General features: G+C 58.9%; 14 protein-coding genes. 5 read left to right on the forward strand and 9 right to left on the reverse strand.

Annotated features, from left to right (window positions below; genetic code table 11):
* The first annotated feature begins 217 nt into the window (after nucleotides 1–217).
* Nucleotides 218–6,172 (forward strand): DUF5801 repeats-in-toxin domain-containing protein, encoded by a 5,955-nt coding sequence (locus AB7M29_RS19820; protein WP_454247634.1) that lies wholly within the window; start codon nucleotides 218–220, stop codon nucleotides 6,170–6,172.
* A 158-nt stretch (nucleotides 6,173–6,330) separates the two neighbouring features.
* Here the strand turns inward: AB7M29_RS19820 and AB7M29_RS19825 are convergent, their stop codons facing one another.
* The 7 genes from AB7M29_RS19825 to AB7M29_RS19855 all read right to left on the reverse strand — a co-directional run bounded on the left by AB7M29_RS19825 (nucleotide 6,331) and on the right by AB7M29_RS19855 (nucleotide 15,594).
* Nucleotides 6,331–7,074, reverse strand: coding sequence for a response regulator transcription factor (locus AB7M29_RS19825; protein ID WP_123722444.1), 744 nt, complete (start codon nucleotides 7,072–7,074; stop codon nucleotides 6,331–6,333).
* 118 nt (nucleotides 7,075–7,192) lie between these two features.
* Nucleotides 7,193–7,315: a hypothetical protein gene (locus tag AB7M29_RS19830; protein ID WP_264082251.1), complete on the reverse strand. Its 123-nt coding sequence runs from the start codon at nucleotides 7,313–7,315 to the stop codon at nucleotides 7,193–7,195.
* A gap of 466 nt (nucleotides 7,316–7,781) precedes the next feature.
* Nucleotides 7,782–9,161 (reverse strand): TolC family outer membrane protein, encoded by a 1,380-nt coding sequence (locus tag AB7M29_RS19835; RefSeq protein ID WP_217856145.1) that lies wholly within the window; start codon nucleotides 9,159–9,161, stop codon nucleotides 7,782–7,784.
* Between the two features lie 2 nt (nucleotides 9,162–9,163).
* Nucleotides 9,164–10,477, reverse strand: a complete 1,314-nt coding sequence (locus tag AB7M29_RS19840; RefSeq protein WP_217856147.1) for an HlyD family type I secretion periplasmic adaptor subunit — start codon at nucleotides 10,475–10,477, stop codon at nucleotides 9,164–9,166.
* Nucleotides 10,458–12,242 carry a type I secretion system permease/ATPase gene (locus tag AB7M29_RS19845; protein WP_454248739.1) on the reverse strand — a complete coding sequence of 595 codons (1,785 nt, stop codon included), beginning with the start codon at nucleotides 12,240–12,242 and terminating at the stop codon, nucleotides 10,458–10,460. The genes AB7M29_RS19840 and AB7M29_RS19845 overlap by 20 nt, the downstream gene beginning before the upstream one ends.
* 416 nt (nucleotides 12,243–12,658) lie before the next feature.
* On the reverse strand, nucleotides 12,659–14,062 hold the full coding sequence (locus AB7M29_RS19850; RefSeq protein ID WP_454247635.1) for an MFS transporter: 1,404 nt from the start codon (nucleotides 14,060–14,062) through the stop codon (nucleotides 12,659–12,661).
* Between the two features lie 515 nt (nucleotides 14,063–14,577).
* Nucleotides 14,578–15,594 carry an AraC family transcriptional regulator gene (locus tag AB7M29_RS19855; protein WP_454247636.1) on the reverse strand — a complete coding sequence of 339 codons (1,017 nt, stop codon included), beginning with the start codon at nucleotides 15,592–15,594 and terminating at the stop codon, nucleotides 14,578–14,580.
* A 131-nt stretch (nucleotides 15,595–15,725) separates the two neighbouring features.
* On the opposite strand from AB7M29_RS19855, the gene AB7M29_RS19860 reads away from it, so the two are divergent.
* From AB7M29_RS19860 to AB7M29_RS19875, 4 genes are all read left to right on the forward strand, one after another.
* Nucleotides 15,726–16,910 carry an acetyl-CoA C-acyltransferase family protein gene (locus AB7M29_RS19860; RefSeq protein ID WP_454247637.1) on the forward strand — a complete coding sequence of 395 codons (1,185 nt, stop codon included), beginning with the start codon at nucleotides 15,726–15,728 and terminating at the stop codon, nucleotides 16,908–16,910.
* A gap of 13 nt (nucleotides 16,911–16,923) precedes the next feature.
* The gene (locus AB7M29_RS19865; RefSeq protein WP_123722434.1) at nucleotides 16,924–17,775 is read left to right on the forward strand and encodes a 3-hydroxybutyryl-CoA dehydrogenase; all 852 of its coding nucleotides are present in this window, start codon (nucleotides 16,924–16,926) and stop codon (nucleotides 17,773–17,775) included.
* Nucleotides 17,762–18,421: a TetR/AcrR family transcriptional regulator gene (locus AB7M29_RS19870; RefSeq protein WP_454247638.1), complete on the forward strand. Its 660-nt coding sequence runs from the start codon at nucleotides 17,762–17,764 to the stop codon at nucleotides 18,419–18,421. Before AB7M29_RS19865 ends, AB7M29_RS19870 begins: the two co-directional genes overlap by 14 nt.
* A gap of 73 nt (nucleotides 18,422–18,494) precedes the next feature.
* A complete protein-coding gene (locus tag AB7M29_RS19875; protein WP_454247639.1) occupies nucleotides 18,495–19,175 on the forward strand; it encodes a class I SAM-dependent methyltransferase in 681 nt (226 codons plus the stop codon).
* 134 nt (nucleotides 19,176–19,309) lie between these two features.
* On the opposite strand, the gene AB7M29_RS19880 is transcribed toward AB7M29_RS19875, so the two are convergent.
* Entirely contained in the window at nucleotides 19,310–20,545 is a 1,236-nt protein-coding gene (locus tag AB7M29_RS19880) for a saccharopine dehydrogenase family protein (protein WP_454247640.1), read from the reverse strand.
* 27 nt (nucleotides 20,546–20,572) lie between these two features.
* Nucleotides 20,573–21,670, reverse strand: coding sequence for a carboxynorspermidine decarboxylase (gene nspC / locus AB7M29_RS19885; protein ID WP_052963753.1), 1,098 nt, complete (start codon nucleotides 21,668–21,670; stop codon nucleotides 20,573–20,575).
* Between the last annotated feature and the right edge of the window lie 857 nt (nucleotides 21,671–22,527).

The following is a 22,527-nucleotide window of genomic DNA, read 5'->3' on the forward strand; positions in this document are numbered from 1 at the left end:
CGCAAGCCACTCTCGCATTGTTTTTTGCAGTTTCAATAGGAGATCCGCACGCTCGCATCAACCTGGGCACCCTGCGACAGACCTCCTACGAATACGACTAGGCCGAAACTCCCATCCCGCTTGGGAGTTTCGGCCGATGCGCAATTCCCGGCGCTTGGTCATAGTTGTAGAGGTCAATGGTCAGACCTCATGACCGCAATTGCTCGGGAGAAAAATCATGGCTATTGCAATCACCGGCGAGGACGTTGTGCTAGACGAAACGGCCGGGTTACAGAACGCCACCGCCACGCCAACCCCTGCAGGAGACGCTGACGACAACGACATTCTGGTGGCATCCCTGCCCTCTTCCTTCTCTACCCGTTTGACCGCACTTGGAGCAGGTACCGCAACGGGTGCGGCCTTGAGTGGCTACACCGGTGTCGCGGGCAACACGGGCAGCAATGCGTTCACCATCAACGGCGGCGGAAGCATTACCGATATCCGCTTCGTCGACAGCGCTGGCGCCCCCCTCAATGGCGTGGACAGCGGACTGGACACCCTTGATGGCACCAGCATCCTTCTCTATACGGACACGAACAACAACATCCTTCTGGGCCGAGCCGGAGGCGCGGATGGCGCGATCGTGTTCGCTGCCTACATTGAAGAAACCGGATCACCGGTCACCGGCGGCAAGATCTGGACCGTGGAGTACCAACCCCTCAAGCACCCAGATGCTACGAACCCCGATGATTCGCTCAATCTGCTGGATAAGGTGTTCATCGGAGCCACTCAGGACCTGGATTTCAGTCTTGCCGGTGCGCCCTCCGGTCAGAACCTGTTCCTGATGTTCACGAAAGCGAACCCGACAACTGAAACTGTCAATGGTGTCGTGCGGATCACGGTTCCCACCATCATCGCCACCGGTAAGGACCCCGCAGACCAGTCAAGCGGTGCCAATATAAATACTGGCGACACGGTCAATACCAGCCAGGGGGGTGGCTCGACCACCATCGGCACCAACAATCAGATGATTGTGGAACAGGAAGGCATCCGCTTTTCGTTCGTCACAGGCGCCAGGCAGGATGTGACCGTTCCCAACCTTAGTCAGACCGAAGCAGACGTTGAGTCCAACATTGACTTTACCAGCGTCTACAATACGACCTCGGCCAATTTCGACGTCGTGCAATTGCAAAGCGGCAAGAGTGCCGTGGTAAAAATCAGCGCATTCAGTACCGCTGCTGAACCTGGCGTGAACTTCATCAACGGCTATGCGAACGATACGCCGGTTGCCATCACCAATGTTCGCGTCATCAACAATAGCACCGGGCTAGTGATCGAGAATTCAGACGGAACAGTGAATGATCCGGCGATTACCATCAGCTTTTCTGCTGCCGGGGTTGCAACCATCACCGGCGTCTTGGCCGGTTACCAGATTGAATACACCACAACGTCGAACCACAACCGCGTGCTCATCGAGAACGGGGCGGCCATTGACGCCAGAGGCAATGACCACGCCGATTTTGATATCGGCGGCTTCACGCTGCGCCAAGCCTCTACTTCGATCGCCGAAATCGGCTCCAAGATGATCTTCGAGGACGACGGCCCGAGCATCAGCATCACCGGCAGCGAGCCGGCGCTGACGGTAGACGAAACGGTGCTGGCGACCGACGCCACACAGAACTTCGCCGCCAACTTCAGCTCGGCGTTTGGCGCTGATGGCCCGGGTACGCTGACCTATGCGCTGGGCGTGGTACCGGGGGCCTCCGGGCTGACCGACACGGCCACCGGCGAGGCAGTCAACCTGTCGCTCAACGGCACAGTGGTCGAAGGCCGCACGGCCACGACCAGCCTGCTGGTGTTCACGGTTAGCGTGGCCGCCAATGGCGACGTTACGCTCGATCAGATTCGGGCAGTGGTGCATCCCGATGCCACCAATCCCGATGATTCGACGACGCTGTCGGCGGACAATCTGGTGACGCTGACGGCGACCACAACCGATGGCGACGGCGACAGCGTTCAGGCAACGCTCAACATCGGACAAAACCTGGTGTTCAAGGATGACGGCCCGAGCATCACCGCCAGTGGCGAGGAGCCAACGCTGACGGTAGACGAAACGGTACTGGCGACCGACGCCACACAGAACTTTGCCGCCAACTTCAACTCGGCGTTTGGCGCTGATGGCGCGGGTACGCTGACCTATGCGCTGGGCGTGGTGGCAGGTGCCTCCGGGTTGACCGACACGGCCACCGGCGAGGCAGTCAACCTGTCGCTCAACGGCACAGTGGTCGAAGGCCGCACGGCCACGACCAACCTGCTGGTGTTCACGGCCAGCGTCGCTGCTAATGGTGACGTCACGCTCGACCAGCTCCGCGCAGTAGTGCATCCCGATGCCACCGATCCCGATGACTCGACGACGCTGTCGGCGGACAATCTGGTGACGCTGACGGCAACCGTGACCGACAAGGACGGCGATAGCGTTCAGGCGACCCTCAACATCGGGCAAAACCTGGTGTTCAAGGATGACGGCCCGAGCATCACCACCACCGGCGAGGAGCCGACGCTGACGGTAGACGAAACGGTGCTGGCGACCGACGCCACGCAGAACTTTGCCGCCAACTTTAGCTCGGCGTTTGGCGCTGATGGCCCAGGTACGCTGACCTATGCGCTGGGCGTGATGCCGGGGGCCTCCGGGCTGACCGACACGGCCACGGGCGAGGCAGTCAATCTTTCGCTCAATGGTGGCGTGGTAGAAGGCCGCACGGCCACCTCCAACCTGCTGGTGTTCACAGCCAGCGTCGCCGCTAATGGCGACGTCACGCTCGACCAGCTCCGCGCAGTGGTGCATCCCGATGCCACCGATCCCGATGATTCGACGACGCTGTCGGCGGACAATCTGGTGACGCTGACGGCGACCACCACCGATGGTGACGGCGACAGCGTTCAGGCAACGCTCAACATTGGGCAGAACCTGGTGTTCAAGGACGACGGACCGAGCATCAGCACCACCGGCGAGGAGCCAACGCTGACGGTAGACGAAACGGTGCTGGCAACCAACGCCACGCAGAACTTTACCGCCAACTTCAACTCGGCGTTTGGCGCTGATGGCGCCGGCACGCAGACCTATGCGTTGGGCGTGGTGGCAGGTGCCTCCGGGTTGACCGACACGGCCACGGGCGAAGCGGTCAACCTGTCGCTCAACGGCACAGTGGTCGAAGGCCGCACCGCCACGACCAGCCTGCTGGTGTTCACGGTCAGCGTCGCCGCTAATGGTGACGTCACGCTCGACCAGCTCCGTGCAGTGGTGCATCCCGATGCCACCGATCCCGATGATTCGACGACGCTGTCGGCGGATAACCTGGTGACACTGACGGCGACCGTCACCGATGGCGACGGCGATAGCGTTCAGGCGACCCTCAACATCGGGCAAAACCTGGTGTTCGAGGATGACGGACCAAGCATCAGCGCCTCCGGCGAGGAGCCGACGCTGACGGTGGATGAAACAGTCCTGACCACCGACGCCACCCAGAACTTTGCCGCCAACTTCAACTCGGCGTTCGGCGCCGATGGCCCGGGTACATTGACCTATGCGCTGGGCGTGGTACCGGGGGCCTCCGGGCTGACCGACACGGCCACGGGCGAGGCGGTCAACCTGTCGCTCAACGGCACAGTGGTCGAAGGCCGCACGGCCACGACCGGCCTGCTGGTGTTCACGGCCAGCGTCGCCGTTAATGGTGACGTCACGCTCGACCAGCTCCGCGCAGTGGTGCATCCCGACGCCACCAATCCCGATGATTCGACGACGCTGTCGGCGGATAACCTGGTGACGCTGACGGCAACCACAACCGATGGCGACGGTGACAGCGTCCAGGCGACCCTCAACATTGGGCAGAATCTGGTGTTCAAGGACGACGGACCGAGCATCAGCGCCACTGGCGAGGAGCCGACGCTGACGGTGGACGAAACATTCCTGGCGACCGACGCCACGCAGAACTTTGCCGCCAACTTCAACTCAGCGTTTGGCGCTGATGGCGCGGGTACGCTGACCTATGCGCTGGGCGTGGTAGCGGGGGCCTCCGGGTTGACCGACACGGCCACCGGCGAGGCAGTCAACCTGTCGCTCAACGGCACAGTGGTCGAAGGCCGCACGGCCACGACCGGCCTGCTGGTGTTCACGGCCAGCGTCGCCGCTAATGGTGACGTCACGCTCGACCAGCTCCGCGCAGTGGTGCATCCCGACGCCACCAATCCAGATGATTCGACGACGCTGTCGGCGGACAACCTGGTGACGCTGACGGCGACCACAACTGATGGCGACGGCGATAGCGTCCAGGCGACCCTCAACATTGGCCAGAATCTGGTGTTCAAGGACGACGGGCCAAGCATCAGCACCACCGGCACCGAGCCAACGCTGACGGTGGACGAAACGGTGCTGGCAACCAACGCCACCCAGAACTTTGCCGCCAACTTCAGCTCCGCATTTGGTGCTGATGGTGCGGGTACGCTGACCTACGCGCTGGGCGTGGTGGCGGGGGCCTCCGGGCTGACCGACACGGCCACCGGCGAGGCGGTCAACCTGTCACGCAACGGTGGCGTGGTGGAAGGCCGCACGGCCACGACCAACCTGCTGGTGTTCACGGCCAGCGTCGCCGCCAATGGTGACGTCACACTCGACCAGCTCCGCGCAGTGGTGCATCCCGACGCCACCAATCCAGATGATTCGACGACGCTGTCGGCGGACAACCTGGTGACGCTGATAGGGACCGCAACCGACAAGGACGGCGATAGCGTCCAGGCGACCCTCAACATCGGACAGAACCTGATATTCAAGGACGACGGTCCATCGCTTGCATTCGGTAACCTGATCGGCACCGGTAGCGTCCTGCCGCAATTCGGGTTCTGGGACAATTCGGCGGGCGCCGACGGGTTGGGTGCGGCTGGTCTGGATATCTCTGTGAATAGCCAGTTCACCCTCGTCAGGCCAGACAACACGACCACCACCGGGACCGCCACGCTCACCGAGCAGTCGCCCTCACCGGACGGCAACGGCGCGTACCAATTCGCAGGGACGTTGACGGGTGATTTCGACAACAACGCCGCAACCGCGGATACCAGCGTCGACTACACGCTGACTGCCTATGCCGATGGCCGCTATGCACTGGATCTGGTGCAAGGCTTCCGTTCGGAGATCGTGCTCAGCACTGCCGACGGCGCGCTCGGCGCCGGCGGCCCGGATCCCGTGCGCACCTTGTTAATTCCGGAGCAGGATCCGCCGACTATTCCTTCGCCATCTGAGGAGGTTGTCTTCTTCTCCGCGAAGGCGCTTGCGTCCACTTCGGACATCCTGACCGGTATCGGGCTCGGAGAACCCGACCCCACCGAAGCCACGCTACAGACCAACCCCCTGCCCTCGTACATCGACCCGTCGGCCATGAACGTCAGCACGGCCGGCATCGGCGTCGCCAATAACCTGTTCCAGGGAGATAACCTGGCGGCAATCGGCGTTGACGACGAAAGTTTCGTCATCAATCCAGAGAGCCTGCTGACGGGCATGAGGGTCTTTATCGACAACTCCGTGGGAGGTTACAACACGGCGACCGAGGACCTGTACTACAGGGCCTTCTACGAGGATGGCACGTTCTCGAACCTCATCGAAGTGAACACCCTGACTCCGGAGGCAGGCGGACAGGTATCCTTCCTCATTGAGAGCGATGGCACGAATCTGATTGACGCTGTTCAGCTCACGATGGCCCGAGGCGAGATCAAGATCCCGACGATCCAGTTCATTCAGGAGAGCGAGAGCCTGGCCAGCGATGTCCAGCTGACGTTCAACGCGACGCTGACGGACAAGGATGGGGACTCGGCGACGAGTACCTTCGACGCCAACCTGTTCGCCAACGACTCGGAGGATGCCCTCTTCGACTTCTCGCTGGTGGGCACAGGCGGTGAGCGTGATGCCTTCAACATCGATTTGTCAGTCGATGAGAACCTGTACCAGGTCACTGGCTTCGATGCGAGCGCAAACCTGCGAGACGCCCTGGTGCTCAACGGCGACCAGAGCGCGGTTGTCCAATCGATCGACATCAGCGGTGCAGACAGCATCGTGACGGTTGCCGAAACGGGCGGACAAGTCACGACCATCACCTTGGTCGGGGTCGATCTTCTGAGTAGCGATATTGTTTACGGCAGCGTCTGAGAAACGCGCGTAAAAAGATGCGAGGGTGGCGCAAGCCACCCTCGCATTTTTTTGCACTTCCAATAGGAGATCCGCACGCTCGCATCAACCTGGGTACCCAGTGGCAAGCCACCGACAAGGACGGCGATACAGTGTCGGCCCAAGCGCGCCAGAGGATGTCAGAGCGTCTTTTTTTGACGTGAAACCAAATCCAGTTCCACCCACGAGGACTCGGGTGGCTTTTCGTTGTTGGTGAGCCCGTGCTTCAGCGCATACATCAGCAAATCGATACGGTTGATCAGATTAAGCTTTTGATAAATGTTGCTGAGGTGGTTGTGCACGGTGTGTTCACTGATGCCCAGGCGCCCGGCGATGCTCATGTATTTGGCGGACGGATCCCCCACAATGGCGCGAATAAGTTCCCTCTCGCGCAGCGTCAGCCGCGCCTGTTTCGCCTGCTCCAGATTGCATTTCAAGTGTATATGCTCAGTCGCGGAATAGCCGGAAAGCCCACCGGCCCAGGCTCTATCCTTTCCGGTGTCGCGGTGGTGGACCGTGATGATGGCCTGGATGATCGATTCCGTCGGATCTTCCGCCAGCACGATACCCCGTGCGCCCGCCTCTATTGCCTGGGCAACGGGGACGGCTTCGTACAGGCCCTTGAGCACCAGCACTTTCATTTCGGCGTTGCGGGTGAGCCCCGCAACGACCTCCAGTGGGTTCAGCGCATCTGGAAAGAAACTGAAAAAAATCACATTGGGACGCAACTGATCGGCAAGATCCAGCGCATTGGTATAGGTGGTGGCCTGGCCGCTCACTTCCATCTGAGGCTTCCTGGCATTGATCAAATCTTGAAGGCCCATGAGAACGAGGGGACGACAATCGATCAGCATCACGCGTATTGTTTTTCTGTGGGTCGTCATTACTTTCCTGACTCCCTTGAAGAATTAACTCTGACCTCCCTCCCTTGGCCTTCCTGGGTCAGCAGCTCGCTCACCTGACCACCGTGATCGAAGGACAGATGCGAACGCTGGCAGGCCTTCACCGTGCCCACTCGGGCAACACTTCCACTGGCTTCACCGACAGAGACTGCAGGCGTTTCCAAAAACCGGGCAAAGCCATCGAGGCAACATAAATAGGAATAATCATCAATAGCTTGCGCATGATTGATGTGCTCCCTCGAGCTGTTCAACTGAGTCTAGGCCAGCCCAAGGCGCTGCCAGCCTGCACATCCGCCAGTCGTCGATTCAAGCCTGATGCAAGTCGTTCGGCCGATGTTTAAAAGGATAAATACTCCCTATAAATTCAATGGTTTATGAGCGCCAAGGGCGACCTCCGACCAACGTCTGACAGCGATCAAAATCGTCAATTAACCGACAAATGGTTTGCGTACAAGAACAACCGTAACACTGGCGTCAATTTATCGGCGAGACTCGCCTCCTCGATCCATGATAATGCTTGCAGTTCCAGGTCTTGCCGCTGGTTTTACCTACCAAGTGCGCTTGGGTAGCCACATGACTGCGGTGCTCGATTTTCTGGCGACAACACATAGCAACCAACACCTGAACTGCTGGAGGTTATGGTCCAAATGAGGGAGCAAGTCGGGACGGGGATCGATAGTGCGGCAGAATCAGTGGGATGTGAGGCTTTGGCTAGAGCTGCCGGGACTCAACCAGGCATTAACGCTTTCGACACCCTCGGCAGGCGGCTTTCCCGCCCAGCGATTGAGAGTAAGGACATTTGTGACGAACTCGTATTGCGCCTTGAGCAGGTCACGACGAGCCCGGAATTCGTTGCGTACGCTGGTCAGTACATCGACGGCATTGACCATTCCGTAATCGAGGGCTTTCTCTGCCGCCACTCTGGACAGCTGTGCCGAGGCCAGGGCATTGCGGCTCGCATTGATTTTTTCTCCGCTCGAATTGGCGGTCAGGTAAGCGCTGGTGATCTCCTTGACCACCCGGCGCCGGATCGCTTCCAGCTCCTGCTCAGCGGTAATCTGATCCTGGTAAAGCCCACGGACCCGCGCCGAGGTCGAGCCGCCGCTGTACAGCGGCACCTGCACGCCGATACCGGCGACATAACTGTCGGTGCGCGGCTGCAGGGTATTGTTGTAGCCCTCGTTGGTCTGCTGCGCGCTCAGCGTAAGGCTCAGGGTCGGATAGTGCCCGCCCTTGCCGCTACGCAACGCTGCGCCCGCGGCTTCCACACTGCTCTCGTTGGCCTTGAGCGCCGGGTTTAGCGCTATACCGTCGCGGACCCAGGTTTCCAGGCTCTGCGCTGAAACCCGCAGTTGCACGTCATCGCGAATCCGGTTGAGCTTTTCCTTGACCGGCCGGCCGACGATCTCCGCCAGTGCCTCGCGACTGATACTGGCCTGGTTCTGGGCATCCAGCTCCTGCGCCGCCAGCAAATCTACCCGGGCCTTGAGGTCGAGCTGATCAGTAATCATTGCCAGCTGCTTTTCGTACAACGCATTGACTCGGTCCAGACTCTTTTGCGTGGTTCGACGCTCCGCTTTCACTAACTCCAGTTCATCTTCGGCCGCCAACGCGGTGAAGTAACGCTGCGCCAAGTCCACCGTGGCTTCGGCCTGGGCGTCCAGCGCTTGCGATTCGGACTGCTTGGCCAGACTTTTGAATTTTTGGTAGTTCTCCCACGCGGCCTTGTTGTAGAGGTACTGACGCAGCACCAGGCTGTAGTTTTCGCTGTCGTAACTGCGCTGCACCAAGTCGCTCTCCTGATGAATCCGATTGTTCCCGGCGTTGAGCGATACTTGCGGGAACAGCGCACCCATAGCCTCGCGCTGATGTTCCTTACCCGCCTGCGCTTGCGCATAGGAGGCCAACACCCGCGGATCCTCCAGCCGTGACTCACGATACAACTGCATGAGGTCGGTGGAAAACGTCGAGGCGCTGACCCCGGTTGGCGTGGCTGCAGGGGTTTGCGCCAGGGCGGCTCCCGCTGCAAGCATGAACGCACCGCCCAGCAGAACTGCCGATGCGTTCATGGTTATTCCTCGATCATCGATTGAGCCATGGCATCGCGAGCCGGCTGCATCAAGTACTGCAACAACGTGCGTTGCCCGGTGATGATCAATACGTCCGCCGGCATCCCCGGCAACAACTTGCGCTCACCCAAGGTGCGCGCACCCTCCTCGGTTACCCGCACCCGCGCCAGGTAATAGGCCGTCCCGGCCTTTTCGTTGACCAGCCGGTCAGCCGATACGCTGCTGACCTCGCCTTCGATCACCGGAGTGGTCGAGCTATTGAACGCGCCGAAACGGATATCGGCACGCTTGCCGATGGCGACACGATCAATATCCACCGGCGCCACCTGGGCCTCTATGACCAGCTCGGAAACCGAGGGCACGATATCCAGCAGCGGCGTCGCCGGGCTCACGACCCCCCCAATGGTGTGCACTGTCATGCCAATCACCATGCCCGCGTCGGGTGCGCGGATGACGATACGACTGAGCCGGTCTTCCAGGGAGGAGGTTTTCTCTTGCAGGTCGTACATCCTGGTCTGCACCTCGGCCAGCTCCTTGACCACCTCGGTACTGAAATCCTTGTCGATTTGCAGAATCTGCAGCTGTGTTTCGTTGATCTGCAGACGAGTCTTGTTGATAGCTGAACGGTGATCAGCCACCTCCGACCTGAGCATCCCCAGCTTGCGTTCCTGCTCGAGCAGACGTTGTTTGTCAACGAACCCTTGCTTGAGCAGGTCGGTCAATTCAACGATTTCACCGCTGTAGGATTTCTCCAGATGAACCTTGGCGCCAATCATCGCCTCCAGCCCCTTGATCTGTTGATTCAACTGGCCAATGCGCTCGCGCAACACCGAGATCTGGCCCAGCCGCGAGCCCTGCCGGGCGTTGAATACCTGGGTCTCGCCCTGACGCGCTTCCACTCCTCGCAGACTCTCGGAATCGGCTATCTCCCCAAAGCTGATCGCCGACAGTGTGTCGCGCTCGGCTCTGAGCCTTGCCTCCATGGCTCTGGTCGCAACCAGCTGGCCTCGGGTTATCTCGTATTCGAAGCGCAACTGGGCATCATCAAGAATGATCAGCGGATCACCGCGCTTGACGATGTCACCGTCATGGACCAGTACCGCTTTGACGATGCCCCCTTCAGGGTGCTGGACCGTTTTGCGGTAAGTCTGCACGGTGACCACTCCCGGCGCGTAAGCGGCACCGTCGAGGGGCGCGAGCGCCGCCCAAGTGCCGAACAGGCCGAAGGTCACCCCTACAATACCAATGCCCAGGCGGCGTGCTTTACGATCAGATATCGGCAGGCCGGCGAAGCTTTCAATTTGACGACTGGGCATCGTAGGGTTCATCGGCATCGCCCTTGCTGGTTTTGACCGAAGCCATGCTGGCGCCTGCCGACATGGCGTGCTTTTGCGCCTGTTGTCTCTGCGCGTTGAGTTCGGCGAGCACCTGCTCGCGTGGCCCGTAGAGACTGATAACCCCTGCGTTCATCACCATGAGCCGGTCAAGTTGCGACACGATGTTGGTTCGGTGAGTAATGACGAACAGGGTCGCGCCGGTCTGCTTGAGCTGCTGGATGGCAGCCACCAGGGCGCGATCACCGACTTCGTCAAGATTGGAATTGGGCTCGTCGAGAATAATCAGCCGCGGGTTGCCATACAGGGCACGGGCCAGCCCGATGCGCTGGCGCTGCCCACCCGACAGCATGAGGCCCTCGCTGCCAATGACGGTGTCGTAGCCATCGGGCAACAGCAAAATCATTTCGTGAACGCCAGCGGTCCTCGCAGCCTGAATGACTTTTGCCGAGTCGACCTCGGCGAAGCGGGCAATGTTCTCGCTGACACTGCCTTCGAATAGCTCAATGTCCTGGGGCAAGTAACCTATATACGGCCCCAGTTCATGTTTATCCCACGCGCTGATGTCCGCGCCATCGAGCCGGACCACACCATGCAGCGGCACCCATACCCCCATCAGTGCCCTGGCCAGCGTGGACTTGCCCGCGGCACTTGGACCGATGATTCCGACAACACAGCCGGCAGGTACGCTGAAACTTATGTTGTTGATGATCGGCGTTTTCGAGCCAGGTGCCGCAACAACCAGACTCTCCACCTGCACGTGCCCCTGAGGCGCCGGCAATGACATACGCTCGGGCTGAGCCTGTTGTTTGTCGAGGATGTCGTTGAGACGGCGGTATTGCGAGCGGGCCGCAATAAAGCCCCGCCAACTGCCGATGATCAGATCGATGGGGGCCAATGCGCGCCCTAGCAGCACGGCCCCGGCAAACACCAGGCCAGCCCCCACTTGATGGTCCACGGCCAGGTACGCCCCCAGGCCAAGGATCAGTGATTGCACCAGGATCCGGAAGGTCTTGGAAAGCGTGCTGATTATGGCGCCTCTGTCGCTCGCCTCGGCCTGCAGCAACAGAACGTTTCTTTGACGAAGTCCCCAACGGTCCATCAGGGTTTCAAGCATGCCCATGGATTCGATGACTTCAGCGTTGCGCAGATTTTTCGTGGTGTAGAGCGTCGCGCCAATATGTTCCTTGTTCGCTTGGGCCAGCGCCGGCCCCGTCAGCCTCTCATTGATAAACGCGAGCAATAACAACAGCAGCGCACTGCCCGTCGCTACCCAGCCAAACCAGGGATGAAACATAAACATCACGGCGATATAGATAGGCAACCAGGGCGCATCGAAAAAGGCGAACAAACCGTTACCGGAGAGAAACTGTCTCAAGCCCGTCAAGTCGTTGAGCGACTGGGCCGAGGCATCCATCCCGCCACTGTCCAGAGCCCGTTTGAAACTGGCCTTATAGACTTGGCGACTGAGCAACACATCCAGTCGGGTACTGACCCGAACCATGATGCGCGAACGAATCCACTCCAGGGAACCGAGCGTGATAATCAGCCCGGTCATGATCAGCGTCAGCATTGCCAGGGTTGTCAGGCTTCCGCTGGCCATCACTCGCCCATACACCTGAAGCATATAGAAGGTAGGCACGAGCATGAGCGCGTTGATGAAAAAGCTGAAAAAACCAACAGAAATAAAACTATCTCTACAGGCTTTCAACGCATTTTTCAGGCTGTTTTCAGGTGTGCTTCGCATTGAAACCCCTGCTCGCAAAAACCATCTTTTGGAGCTTAGATCATGCCGAACGACTGTGTGTAGCCATCGGCCGGATCACCTCCCCCTGCAACTACCCGGCGGTGAGGAGCGCCAAGCTATCGGCGACGAGGCCAGGATGCGCTCTGACGAGCTGTCGCCCTTATCGCGGGCTGATGAGAGGTTTCTGGTGCAGGGTTACCGGCCAAACAGCAGGATTTCCAGGCAAGCGCTGCTTTGGTCGTGCGCCCTCCTTCACTTATGGCAATCCGATGGTCGGCACCGACAGGCCGTACTTCGTCGACCAAATCAACATGTTCAGCGGGTTGCGGAGGCTCAGAGGAAGGCAGTCAAGCCCACGCACTGCGACAAAATCCATCGCAGTGCGTAGCGCTCGCTGACTGACGGGGGCTAGTCATTTACAGATCGGTGATTTCCTTATGGCGAGGTACCAGCGCCTTCATGAAGCTCCATGCCACCAGATAAGCCAACGCACAGATAGCAAACATGATCATGTAGCCGGTATGAATATCACCGATCAGTTTGTAGTGATCGATCACCCAACCCCCGATCTTGGTCATCACTACACCGCCCAAGCCGCCGGCCAAACCGCCAATACCGACCACCGAAGCGATGGATTTTTGCGGAAACATGTCCGACACGGTGGTGAAAATATTGCACGACCATGCCTGGTGCGCCGATGCGCCCACGCCAATCAACAGCACCGGCACCCAGAAACTGATGTAACCCAATGGCTGCGCCAGTAACACCAGCAGCGGGAAGAAAGCGATCACCAGCATGGCTTTCATGCGACCGTCATACGGCGCATCGCCGCGTGACATGAAATAGCTGGGGAACCAGCCGCCGCCGATACTGCCGACCATGGTCATGCTGTACAACACGGCCAGCGGCATCACGATGGCCTCGCCTTTCATGCCGTATTGCGCCGATAGATAGGTGGGAAGCCAGAACAGGAAGAACCACCACACACCGTCGGTCATGAATTTACCGAAAGCAAAAGCCCAAGTCTGACGGTAGGTCAGCAATTTGAACCACGATACTTTCTTATCGGCGACACCCGGTACCGGGCGGGTGACCACCTGCACGACCTGATCGCTGCGGATGTAGGCCAGTTCCTGCGCCGAGAGGCGTTTTTGCTGCTCCGGCTTCTCGTACAGTGCAATCCATACACCCACCCAAACGAAGCCCAACATACCGATTACGATGAAAGCCGCTTCCCAGCCCCATAGGCTGGCAATCAGCGGCACGCAGATCGGCGCCAGGATCGCGCCCACATTGGCACCGGAATTGAAAATGCCGGTGGCAAAGGAACGCTCTTTCTTCGGGAAGTATTCTGCGGTGGCCTTGATTGCGATCGGGAAGTTTCCCGCTTCGCCTATCGCCAGCACGGCGCGCGACACCATGAAACCTGCGATCGAAACCGGAATCATGGCAATGCCGAACGCGCTGAACACGGCACCAATCCCCTCACCCATCGGCACCGCAAAGGCGTGCATGATCGCGCCAGTCGACCAGATGCCGATCGCTACTACATAGGCGGTCTTGGTGCCGATCTTGTCGACCACCCGGCCGGCAAACAGCATGGAAATCGCGTAGACAAACTGAAAGACCGAGGCGATGTTCGCGTAATCGCTATTACTCCAGCCAAATTGCGTCGATAGGTCCGGCGCCAACAGACTCAATACCTGGCGGTCGAGGTAATTGACGGTGGTGGCAAAAAACAACAGCGCGCAGATCGTCCAGCGATATTTGCCGACGGCCTGGCCGACTCGCTGAGCATTGATGGGCTCGTTCAGATTCATGGCATCACTTTATTGTTGGATTAGGGTGATGATCTCTCGGTTTTAAACGAGATCAATTGGGTCTTAGAGCATCGTCGAAACGCGTTGAGGCCGCGCCAAGGCAAGCAGCCAAGATCGCAGCTTTGGAATGGGCGTTTAGGGAGATGGGTAAACGGGATGAATTCATGATGGGGCCGACACTTTTTTATTTTTAGGGTTGAGCAGTCGATAAATCGTCTGTCGTCGTACAACTGTGCTTTTTATATCGACTCCAATACCGCGCTGTCAATCTGAGAAATGGCCGTCTGTCTCAAAGGTCACTCGCCTAGATTCTGATTTAATCCAGATAACCAGGGCTATGTGGGTCGGCGAGCTTCCAACTCTCCCGGTGTGACGCCAGGTATCTTGCTCAACCATAGTCATATGATCACCGAACCCAATCTGCGGCGATCTGCGCTCCTTCCTTGCACGGCTCGGCACTGAAAAACTACTTTTTCGGGGCTGATAAAGTCTTGCCGTGACCTATCGAGCAGGGCTTATTCAGAACCCTCCTGAAACCGCGCCCGATACCGCCCCGGGCTCTCCCCCGTCCACTTCTTGAATGCCCGATGGAACGCGCTCGGCTCCTGAAATCCCAACTGTTCGGCAATATCGCTGATGCTCGCCTTGCTCTGGCGCAACCGTTCAAACGCCACCGCGCGCCGCACTTCATCCTTGATTTCCTGATACGAACAGCCTTCGCGTCCCAGTTTCCGGCGAAAGGTGCTGGGGCTCAGGTGCTGCTCCTGGGCGAAGGCCTGCAAGGTCGGCCATTCGCTGTAATGGCTGTGGCGCAAGCGCTGATGAACCTGCGACGCCATCCCATGCTGGTTGCGGAAACGGATCACCAGCCATTGCGGGGCGGTGCGTAAAAACACTTTCAGCGAGGCAAGGTCTTGAACCACCGGCAACCGCAGGTAGTGACTGGCGAACTCGATTTCGGTGCGTTCGGTGCCGAAGGTCAGGTTGGGGCCCCAGAGCATGGCATCATCTCGCAGCGACAAACGCTGATGACGAAAGTCCGCACGATCGATAGGAATGCGCCGCCCGCCCAGCCAACACAGCAGACTGATCATCAACACCAGAAACGTTTCTTCGCCCAACCGGCTGACCTCGCTGTTCTGCGAACGGGTCTGCAAGCTGATGACCGCGCGCTTGCCACGCACACTCAACGTGCCGCGAAAATCACGCAGGAACAGAGCGAAATTGGCCAGGCACTGAAGCATGGCTTTTTCCAGTGTCGGTTCCTGAATCAATGCCCGACAGATCAAGGCAAAACTGCCTGGTGGCATTCCATGGGAGTCCAACCGGAAAAATTCGTCGTTCAACTCACGAATCTGCACCAGCCACAACGCGGCGAAAGCCGTGGCCGGCACCCGTGCCGTCGGCTGATCCATCAGTGCCGGATCAATTCCCACCTGCTCAAGTACTGTCCGCAGGCGCTGCGGTTCCTCACGTAGCGCATGGATCATGGGGTACATGAAGTAAACCGCCACTGAATCCGTTTCCCGCATTTGAATGCCTCTCTCGTCACATCTGAATATGGCAAAAAACGCCATCACCCTTGAACAGTTTTGGCATAGGCCTGTGGCGCTGCTGATTCTAGACTCGTGCTCAACAAAAAAGACCTATTCAGAGAGCCAACATGAACCATTCCGATATTTTTGTAGTGAGCGCCGTCCGTTCTGCCATTGGCAGCTTTGGCGGTTCACTCAAGGATGTGCCGCCTATTCAGTTGGCAACCGACGTTTGCCGCGCCGCTATCGAACGATCAGGCCTGGCGCCCGAGCACATCGGCCATGCGGTGATGGGACATGTGATCCCGACCGAGGCGCGCGATGCCTACATCTCCCGGGTCGTAGCGATGAATGCCGGCCTGACGAAAGAGACTCCCGCCTTCAACGTCAACCGTCTTTGTGGTTCGGGTTTGCAGGCGATTGTCAGTGCCGCGCAAAGTTTGATGCTGGGGGATGCGGGCGCTGCGCTGGCAGGTGGCGTCGAGTCCATGAGCCGAGGCGCGTACTTGTTGCCGCAGGCGCGCTGGGGCGCACGCATGGGCGACATGCAGGCCGTCGACTACATGCTTGGGGCCCTGCAAGACCCGTTTGCCGGTTTCCATATGGGTATCACCGCTGAAAATATCGCCGAGCACTATGGCGTCACGCGCCAGACCCAGGATGAATTGGCGCTTCTCAGCCAGCAGCGTGCTGCCCGAGCGATTGCCGAAGGGCGTTTTGCCGGGCAGATCGTGCCGATCGAAATAGCGACCCGCAAAGGGACGGTGTCTTTTGCGACGGATGAGCATGTACGGGCCGAGGTCAACGTCGAGCAATTGAGCCGCATGAAACCCGCCTTCAAAAAGGACGGTAGCGTCACCGCCGGCAATGCATCTGGCCTCAATGATGGTGCCGGCGCACTGATCATGGCCACGGGCCAAACTGTTCAGGAACAAGGCCTCAAGCCAATGGCCCGACTGGTGGGTTATGCCCACGCCGGCGTGGAACCTTCGATGATGGGGCTGGGACCGATTCCCGCCACCCGTCTGGTGCTCAAGCGCGCCGGCCTGACCGTTGCCGACCTTGATGTGATCGAGTCCAACGAAGCCTTCGCGGCCCAAGCCTGTGCCGTAGCGCAAGAACTGGGCTTCGATCCGCAGAAGGTCAACCCCAATGGTTCGGGCATCTCGCTGGGCCATCCGGTGGGCGCCACTGGCGCGATCATCGCCACCAAAGCCATTCACGAGCTGCATCGTTGCCAAGGCCGTTATGCCCTGGCGACCATGTGCATCGGCGGCGGCCAAGGCATCGCCGTGTTGTTCGAACGGGTTTGATAAGGACATGCGCATGAATCTTCAGAACATTGGCGTCATCGGCGCCGGCACCATGGGCAATGGCATCGCACAAGTCTGCGCCCTGGCCGGCATCAATGTGACGTTGATCGACATCTGCGAGAGTGCTTTGCAAAAGGCAATCGCGACCGTCGATAAAAACCTCGATCGGCAGGTCGCCAAAAACACGCTGACCCATGAGCAAAAGCTCGCTGCCCTCGACAAGATTCGCACCAGTACCGATTACAACAGCCTGCAAAACGTGCAGATGGTGATCGAAGCCGCCACCGAAAACCTCGACCTGAAACTGCGCGTGCTGCAACAAATCGCCGCGCAGGTCAGCGCCGACTGTGTGATTGCCTCGAACACGTCGTCGCTGTCCATTACTCAACTCGCTGCCAGTGTCAGTCAGCCTGAGCGCTTCATCGGTCTGCATTTCTTCAACCCGGTGCCGGTCATGGGCCTGATCGAAGTGATTCGTGGCCTGCAAACCAGCGATGCTACCCACGCCTTGGCGCTGGACATGGCGACCACACTCGGCAAAACCGCGATCACCGCCGGCAACCGTCCGGGTTTCGTAGTCAACCGGATTCTGGTCCCGATGATTAATGAAGCGATCCTGGTGTTTCAGGAAGGCCTGGCCAGCGCCGAAGACATCGACGCCGGCATGCGCCTGGGCTGCAACCAGCCGATCGGCCCGCTGGCGTTGGCGGACCTGATCGGTCTGGACACTGTGCTGGCAATCCTTGAAGCCTTCTACGACGGCTTCAACGACAGCAAATACCGCCCCGCTCCACTGCTCAAGGAAATGGTCGCCGCCGGCTACCTGGGACGCAAAACAGGGCGTGGCTTCCATGCCTACGCCTGAGCGTTGCTCGCGCTTCGCCGAATACCGGGACAAGGTGCTGGAGCTCTTTGCCAGCAAGGGTTTCGGCCAAGTCGGCATGCGTGAGCTCGCGACCTGCCTGGGGCTCGCCCCGGGCTCGCTGTATCACCATTACCCCAGCAAGCAGCACATGCTGCTCGACCTGATCGAGGAGTTCTACGAAGAGCTGCTAGCCACCCTGGGGCGCATCGAACACGCGGCCCCGGCAAAACGCGACAGACTCAACCAATTGATCCGCGCGCACCTGAATCTGCATCGGGAGATGCCCTGGCATTTTCGTCTGGTGGAGCGCGACAGCGGCTGCCTGAATGAAGAGCAGCAGGAACGGGTCCGGCAACTGCGCGAACAGTACGAACGCAAGTTGCTGCTGATGCTCGGCGTCCGACCCCGATTCAGTGAACAGGGCCAGATGGCCGCCGGTCATGCCATTGCCGCCTTGCTCAACGGTGCGCCCAGTTGGCTGACGCCCTATTCGCTGGATGAACAAGAGCGCGATAATTTGATGGAAAACATGGTGAGTGGCGCCATCGAGCGGTTGCTGGCGCCAAGACGCCCACCTGAGGCGATAAGCCTTGCCCCGCCTCTAGAAAAAATATCTAGAAAAATCCAGACACCCGCCGCGTTATAAAGCGTTACAAGAAGGTCTGCTCCACCCGCATTTGTCCTATCCTTTCATCCACCCGACAACTCCGGACATCGAAATGCCTGCCCCCGAATCCACCCTCCTCCAGAGCTGGCACCACAACGCCCACTCCTGGATCGAGGCTATCCGCACCGGCACCATCGAAAGCCGCCTCAAGGTCACCGACCAGGCAATCCTGCTGGCGGTACTAGGCCGCCAACCCGAGCGTGTGCTCGACCTGGGCTGCGGCGAGGGTTGGCTGTTGCGTGCGCTGGCTGAACGGGCCATCGAGGCGGTCGGTGTGGATGGCGATGCGACACTGGTCGAGGCGGCGCGGGCGGCGGGCTCTTCGCGGGTGCATTTGGCGAGCTATGAAGAGTTGGTGGAGGCGAAGGTGGACATCGGCAGTAACTACGACCTGATCTGCGCCAACTTCGCCCTGTTGCACCAGGACATCATCCCTCTGCTCGCCGCCATGAACGCCCTGCTCGCCCCTGGCGGTGCGCTGGTGATCCAGACACTGCATCCGTGGACCGCGGCGACGGGCGACTATCAGGATGGTTGGCGGCAGGAAACCTTCACTGGGTTCAAGGGGCAGTGGCAACCCATGCCGTGGTACTTCCGCACGTTGTCCAGCTGGCTCAATGCGCTGGACATGGCCGGTTTTCGGCTGGCTGGCCTGCAGGAACCGCAGCATCCGCAAAGCCCTGTGCCGCAGTCGTTGCTGTTGGTGGCTGAGCAACGGGGTGATTGCGATTAACCTGGGGCAAAAGTAGCCATCTTGATCCAGTCCTCAACAAATCCGACAAATGACGCACAAACAAAAACGCCGCTCAAAGAGCGGCGTTTTGGCGTCTAGCGCGGAACACGAGATTCACATGTATTTTGCGCGCCTCAGTTCCAAGGACGGTCTCCATTCTCATCCTTGATGCGGGTCGGCAGGCCCATCACATCCAGCGCCTTGAGGAACGGTTCAGCCGGCAGCTCCTCGACGTTGGCCATGCGCTGCACATCCCACTCCCCGCGTGCGACCAGCAGGGCTGCCGCCACAGGTGGCACGCCAGCGGTATAGGAAATGCCCTGGCTGTCGGTTTCCGCAAAGGCTTCTTCGTGGTCGGCGACGTTGTAGATGAACACTTCGCGCGGCTGGCCATCCTTGGTGCCTTTTACCAGATCACCGATGCAGGTCTTGCCGGTGTAGCCAGGCGCCAGCGAGCTCGGATCAGGGAGCACGGCCTTGACCACTTTCAGCGGCACGACTTCCAGGCCTTCAGCGGTTTTGACCGGTTGCTCGGAGAGCAGGCCGAGGTTCCTGAGTACGGTGAACACATTGATGTAGTGCTCGCCAAAGCTCATCCAGAAACGCACGTTGGGCACGTCGAGGTTCTTCGACAGCGAGTGCACTTCATCGTGGCCGGTCAGGTACAGGTTCTGCGCGCCTACGACCGGCAGGTCGTCGGTGCGTTTGACTTCGAACATTGTGTTGCTGGTCCACTGACTGTTCTGCCAGCTCCACACTTGTCCGGTGAATTCGCGGAAATTGATTTCCGGATCGAAATTGGTGGCGAAATACTTGCCATGGGAACCGGCATTGACGTCGAGAATGTCGATCGAATCAATACGGTCGAAATACTGTTGTTGTGCCAACGCTGCATAGGCGTTGACCACACCCGGGTCGAAGCCCACACCGAGGATCGCGGTGATGTTCTTCTCTTTGCATTCTTCGAGGTGCTTCCACTCGTAGTTGCCGTACCAGGGCGGCGTCTCGCAGATTTTGCCCGGCTCTTCGTGAATCGCGGTGTCCAGGTAGGCCACGCCGGTATCGATGCAGGCACGCAGCACCGACATGTTGAGGAAGGCAGAACCGACGTTGATGACGATCTGCGATCCGGTTTCGCGGATCAGCGCCTTGGTCGCCTCGACATCCATAGCGTTGAGCGAGAAGGCTTTGATGTCAGCGGGCTCTTTGAGGCTGCCCTTGGCCTTGACGCTGTCGATGATGGCCTGGCATTTGGAGATGTTGCGCGACGCGATAGCAATACGACCGAGTTCATCGTTGTGCTGCGCGCACTTGTGGGCCACCACCTTGGCGACACCTCCTGCACCAATGATAAGTACGTTCTTCTTCAATTTTTCTCTCTCTCCTTCTCTGCCAGCTTACGAAAGGCTGGACATGTAGTCGTTGTAACCAAACTCACGAACCACCTCGACACTACCGTCGAGTTGTTTCACTACGATGGACGGCATTTTCAGGCCGTTGAACCAGTTCTTCTTGACCATGGTGTAACCCGCTGCGTCGATGAACGACAGCCGATCGCCGATGGCCAGAGGACGATCAAATTGATACTCACCGAAAATGTCGCCGGCCAGGCAGGATTTGCCGCACACCATGTAGGTGTGTTCGCCTTCGCTGGGCGCCAGCTTGGCATTCAGGCGATAGATCAGCAGATCGAGCATGTGCGCCTCGATGGAGCTGTCCACTACGGCCAGGTGCTTGCCGTTGTAGAGGGTGTCGAGCACGGTAACTTCCAGCGACGCGCTCTGAGTGATGGCGGCTTCGCCCGGCTCCAGGTAGACCTGCACGCCGTATTTTTGCGAAAAGGCCTTGAGCCGCGCGCAGAACTCGTCGATCGCGTAGCCTTCACCGGTGAAGTGAATGCCGCCACCCAGGCTGACCCACTCGACCTTGTGCAGAAGATGGCCGAACCGTTCTTCGATGGTGCACAGCATCTGGTCGAACAGGCCGAAGTCGGCGTTCTCGCAGTTGTTGTGGAACATGAAGCCCGAGATCTGCTCGATGACCTGCTCGATCTTCACCGGATCCCACTCGCCCAGACGGCTGAATGGCCGCGCCGGATCGGCTAGCAGGTAATCCGAGCTGCTCACCTGCGGATTGACCCGCAGACCGCGCACCTTGCCTGCTGAAGCTTCAGTGTAGCGCTGCAACTGGCCGATGGAGTTGAAGATGATCTTGTCGCAGTTGTCGAGCATCTCCTCAATCTCGTCGTCGGCCCAGGCCACGCTGTAGGCGTGGGTCTCGCCAGCGAACTTCTGTCGACCTAGCTTGAGCTCGTAGAGCGACGACGACGTAGTGCCGTCCATGTATTGCTGCATCAGATCGAACACCGACCAGGTGGCGAAGCACTTGAGTGCCAGCAGGGCCTTCGCCCCGGACTGTTCGCGCACATAAGCGATCTTCTGCATGTTCACCAGCAGCTTTTGTTTGTCGATGAGGTAGTACGGCGTCTTGATCATTTCGAGGCCTCCGGCAAGGCCAGCCAAAAAAAGGATGCGCATTGTGCCTTCACTGGCTACATATCGAAAGAGCAGAGAGCGCAGATCGCTGAGTCGCCCTAACTGGATCCAAAGAGGCAACGCCACCGGCGGCTTGAACGGCCGTCAGTCAGTGCTGCCCAGAATGATGCATAGCGGGGCGCCGCGCCATCGGATGCTGCCTGGTCCTCACGGTGACGAAATGCCGTCTTCGATGCATAAAAATTCGTCATCGTTTTGTAACCTTCCAATAGCAATACTCAGGCTGCTCAACGCCTGCTGTTTTTTCTGCTGCCACTTTAGGCGGCTTTTTTTTGCTTGATGATTTTGGCATCAGCTTTGCCCGCTTCGGTCAGCCCGGCGGGCTGGGTGATGTCGCACTCCACATGCGCGCGCCGTCATGATGGGAAGGCAGTGGACTGGAGGGAAAAGGCGTCCTTAAGAGCGCCTTCGTCGGCAAGTCTGGCTCCTACGAAAAGCGGTTTACTCGCTTAACTGACTGAGCAGGTTTTCAACGGCCAGAGCCAGTCTGCATGTAACGCCTGCCTGGCATCTCTTAAACAGCTTGCCTTATACGAAAAAGTCTCTTTTAAACCACCACCACTTCTTCAAATACATCAGTCAACTTCTTTTAAGACATAACCCAGCATCAAATCATCGAAGGCGATCCGCACTCACACTTCATCGCGCCGGAAGTTTATTCCCCTCAACAAATAAACCCATCACCTATCAGCACACTGCACCTGATTGGACAGTCATTATCTTGACGCATTCAACTAACACTTTCCACGAATAACATAACGCTTTAATAACACTAAAATTAACATTAACAAGCCTTG

This window comes from Pseudomonas sp. F-14 TE3623 (assembly GCF_053629015.1).

Coding starts and splice junctions, on each gene's coding strand:
- AB7M29_RS19860 (WP_454247637.1), top strand. CDS start 15,726: ATGAACCATTCCGATATTTTTGTAGTGAGCGCCGTCCGTTCTGCCATT.
- AB7M29_RS19830 (WP_264082251.1), bottom strand. CDS start 7,315: ATGCGCAAGCTATTGATGATTATTCCTATTTATGTTGCCTCGATGGCT.
- AB7M29_RS19850 (WP_454247635.1), bottom strand. CDS start 14,062: ATGAATCTGAACGAGCCCATCAATGCTCAGCGAGTCGGCCAGGCCGTC.
- AB7M29_RS19840 (WP_217856147.1), bottom strand. CDS start 10,477: ATGCCCAGTCGTCAAATTGAAAGCTTCGCCGGCCTGCCGATATCTGAT.
- nspC (WP_052963753.1), bottom strand. CDS start 21,670: ATGATCAAGACGCCGTACTACCTCATCGACAAACAAAAGCTGCTGGTG.
- AB7M29_RS19865 (WP_123722434.1), top strand. CDS start 16,924: ATGAATCTTCAGAACATTGGCGTCATCGGCGCCGGCACCATGGGCAAT.
- AB7M29_RS19875 (WP_454247639.1), top strand. CDS start 18,495: ATGCCTGCCCCCGAATCCACCCTCCTCCAGAGCTGGCACCACAACGCC.
- AB7M29_RS19835 (WP_217856145.1), bottom strand. CDS start 9,161: ATGAACGCATCGGCAGTTCTGCTGGGCGGTGCGTTCATGCTTGCAGCG.
- AB7M29_RS19820 (WP_454247634.1), top strand. CDS start 218: ATGGCTATTGCAATCACCGGCGAGGACGTTGTGCTAGACGAAACGGCC.
- AB7M29_RS19845 (WP_454248739.1), bottom strand. CDS start 12,242: ATGCGAAGCACACCTGAAAACAGCCTGAAAAATGCGTTGAAAGCCTGT.
- AB7M29_RS19825 (WP_123722444.1), bottom strand. CDS start 7,074: ATGACGACCCACAGAAAAACAATACGCGTGATGCTGATCGATTGTCGT.
- AB7M29_RS19870 (WP_454247638.1), top strand. CDS start 17,762: ATGCCTACGCCTGAGCGTTGCTCGCGCTTCGCCGAATACCGGGACAAG.
- AB7M29_RS19855 (WP_454247636.1), bottom strand. CDS start 15,594: ATGCGGGAAACGGATTCAGTGGCGGTTTACTTCATGTACCCCATGATC.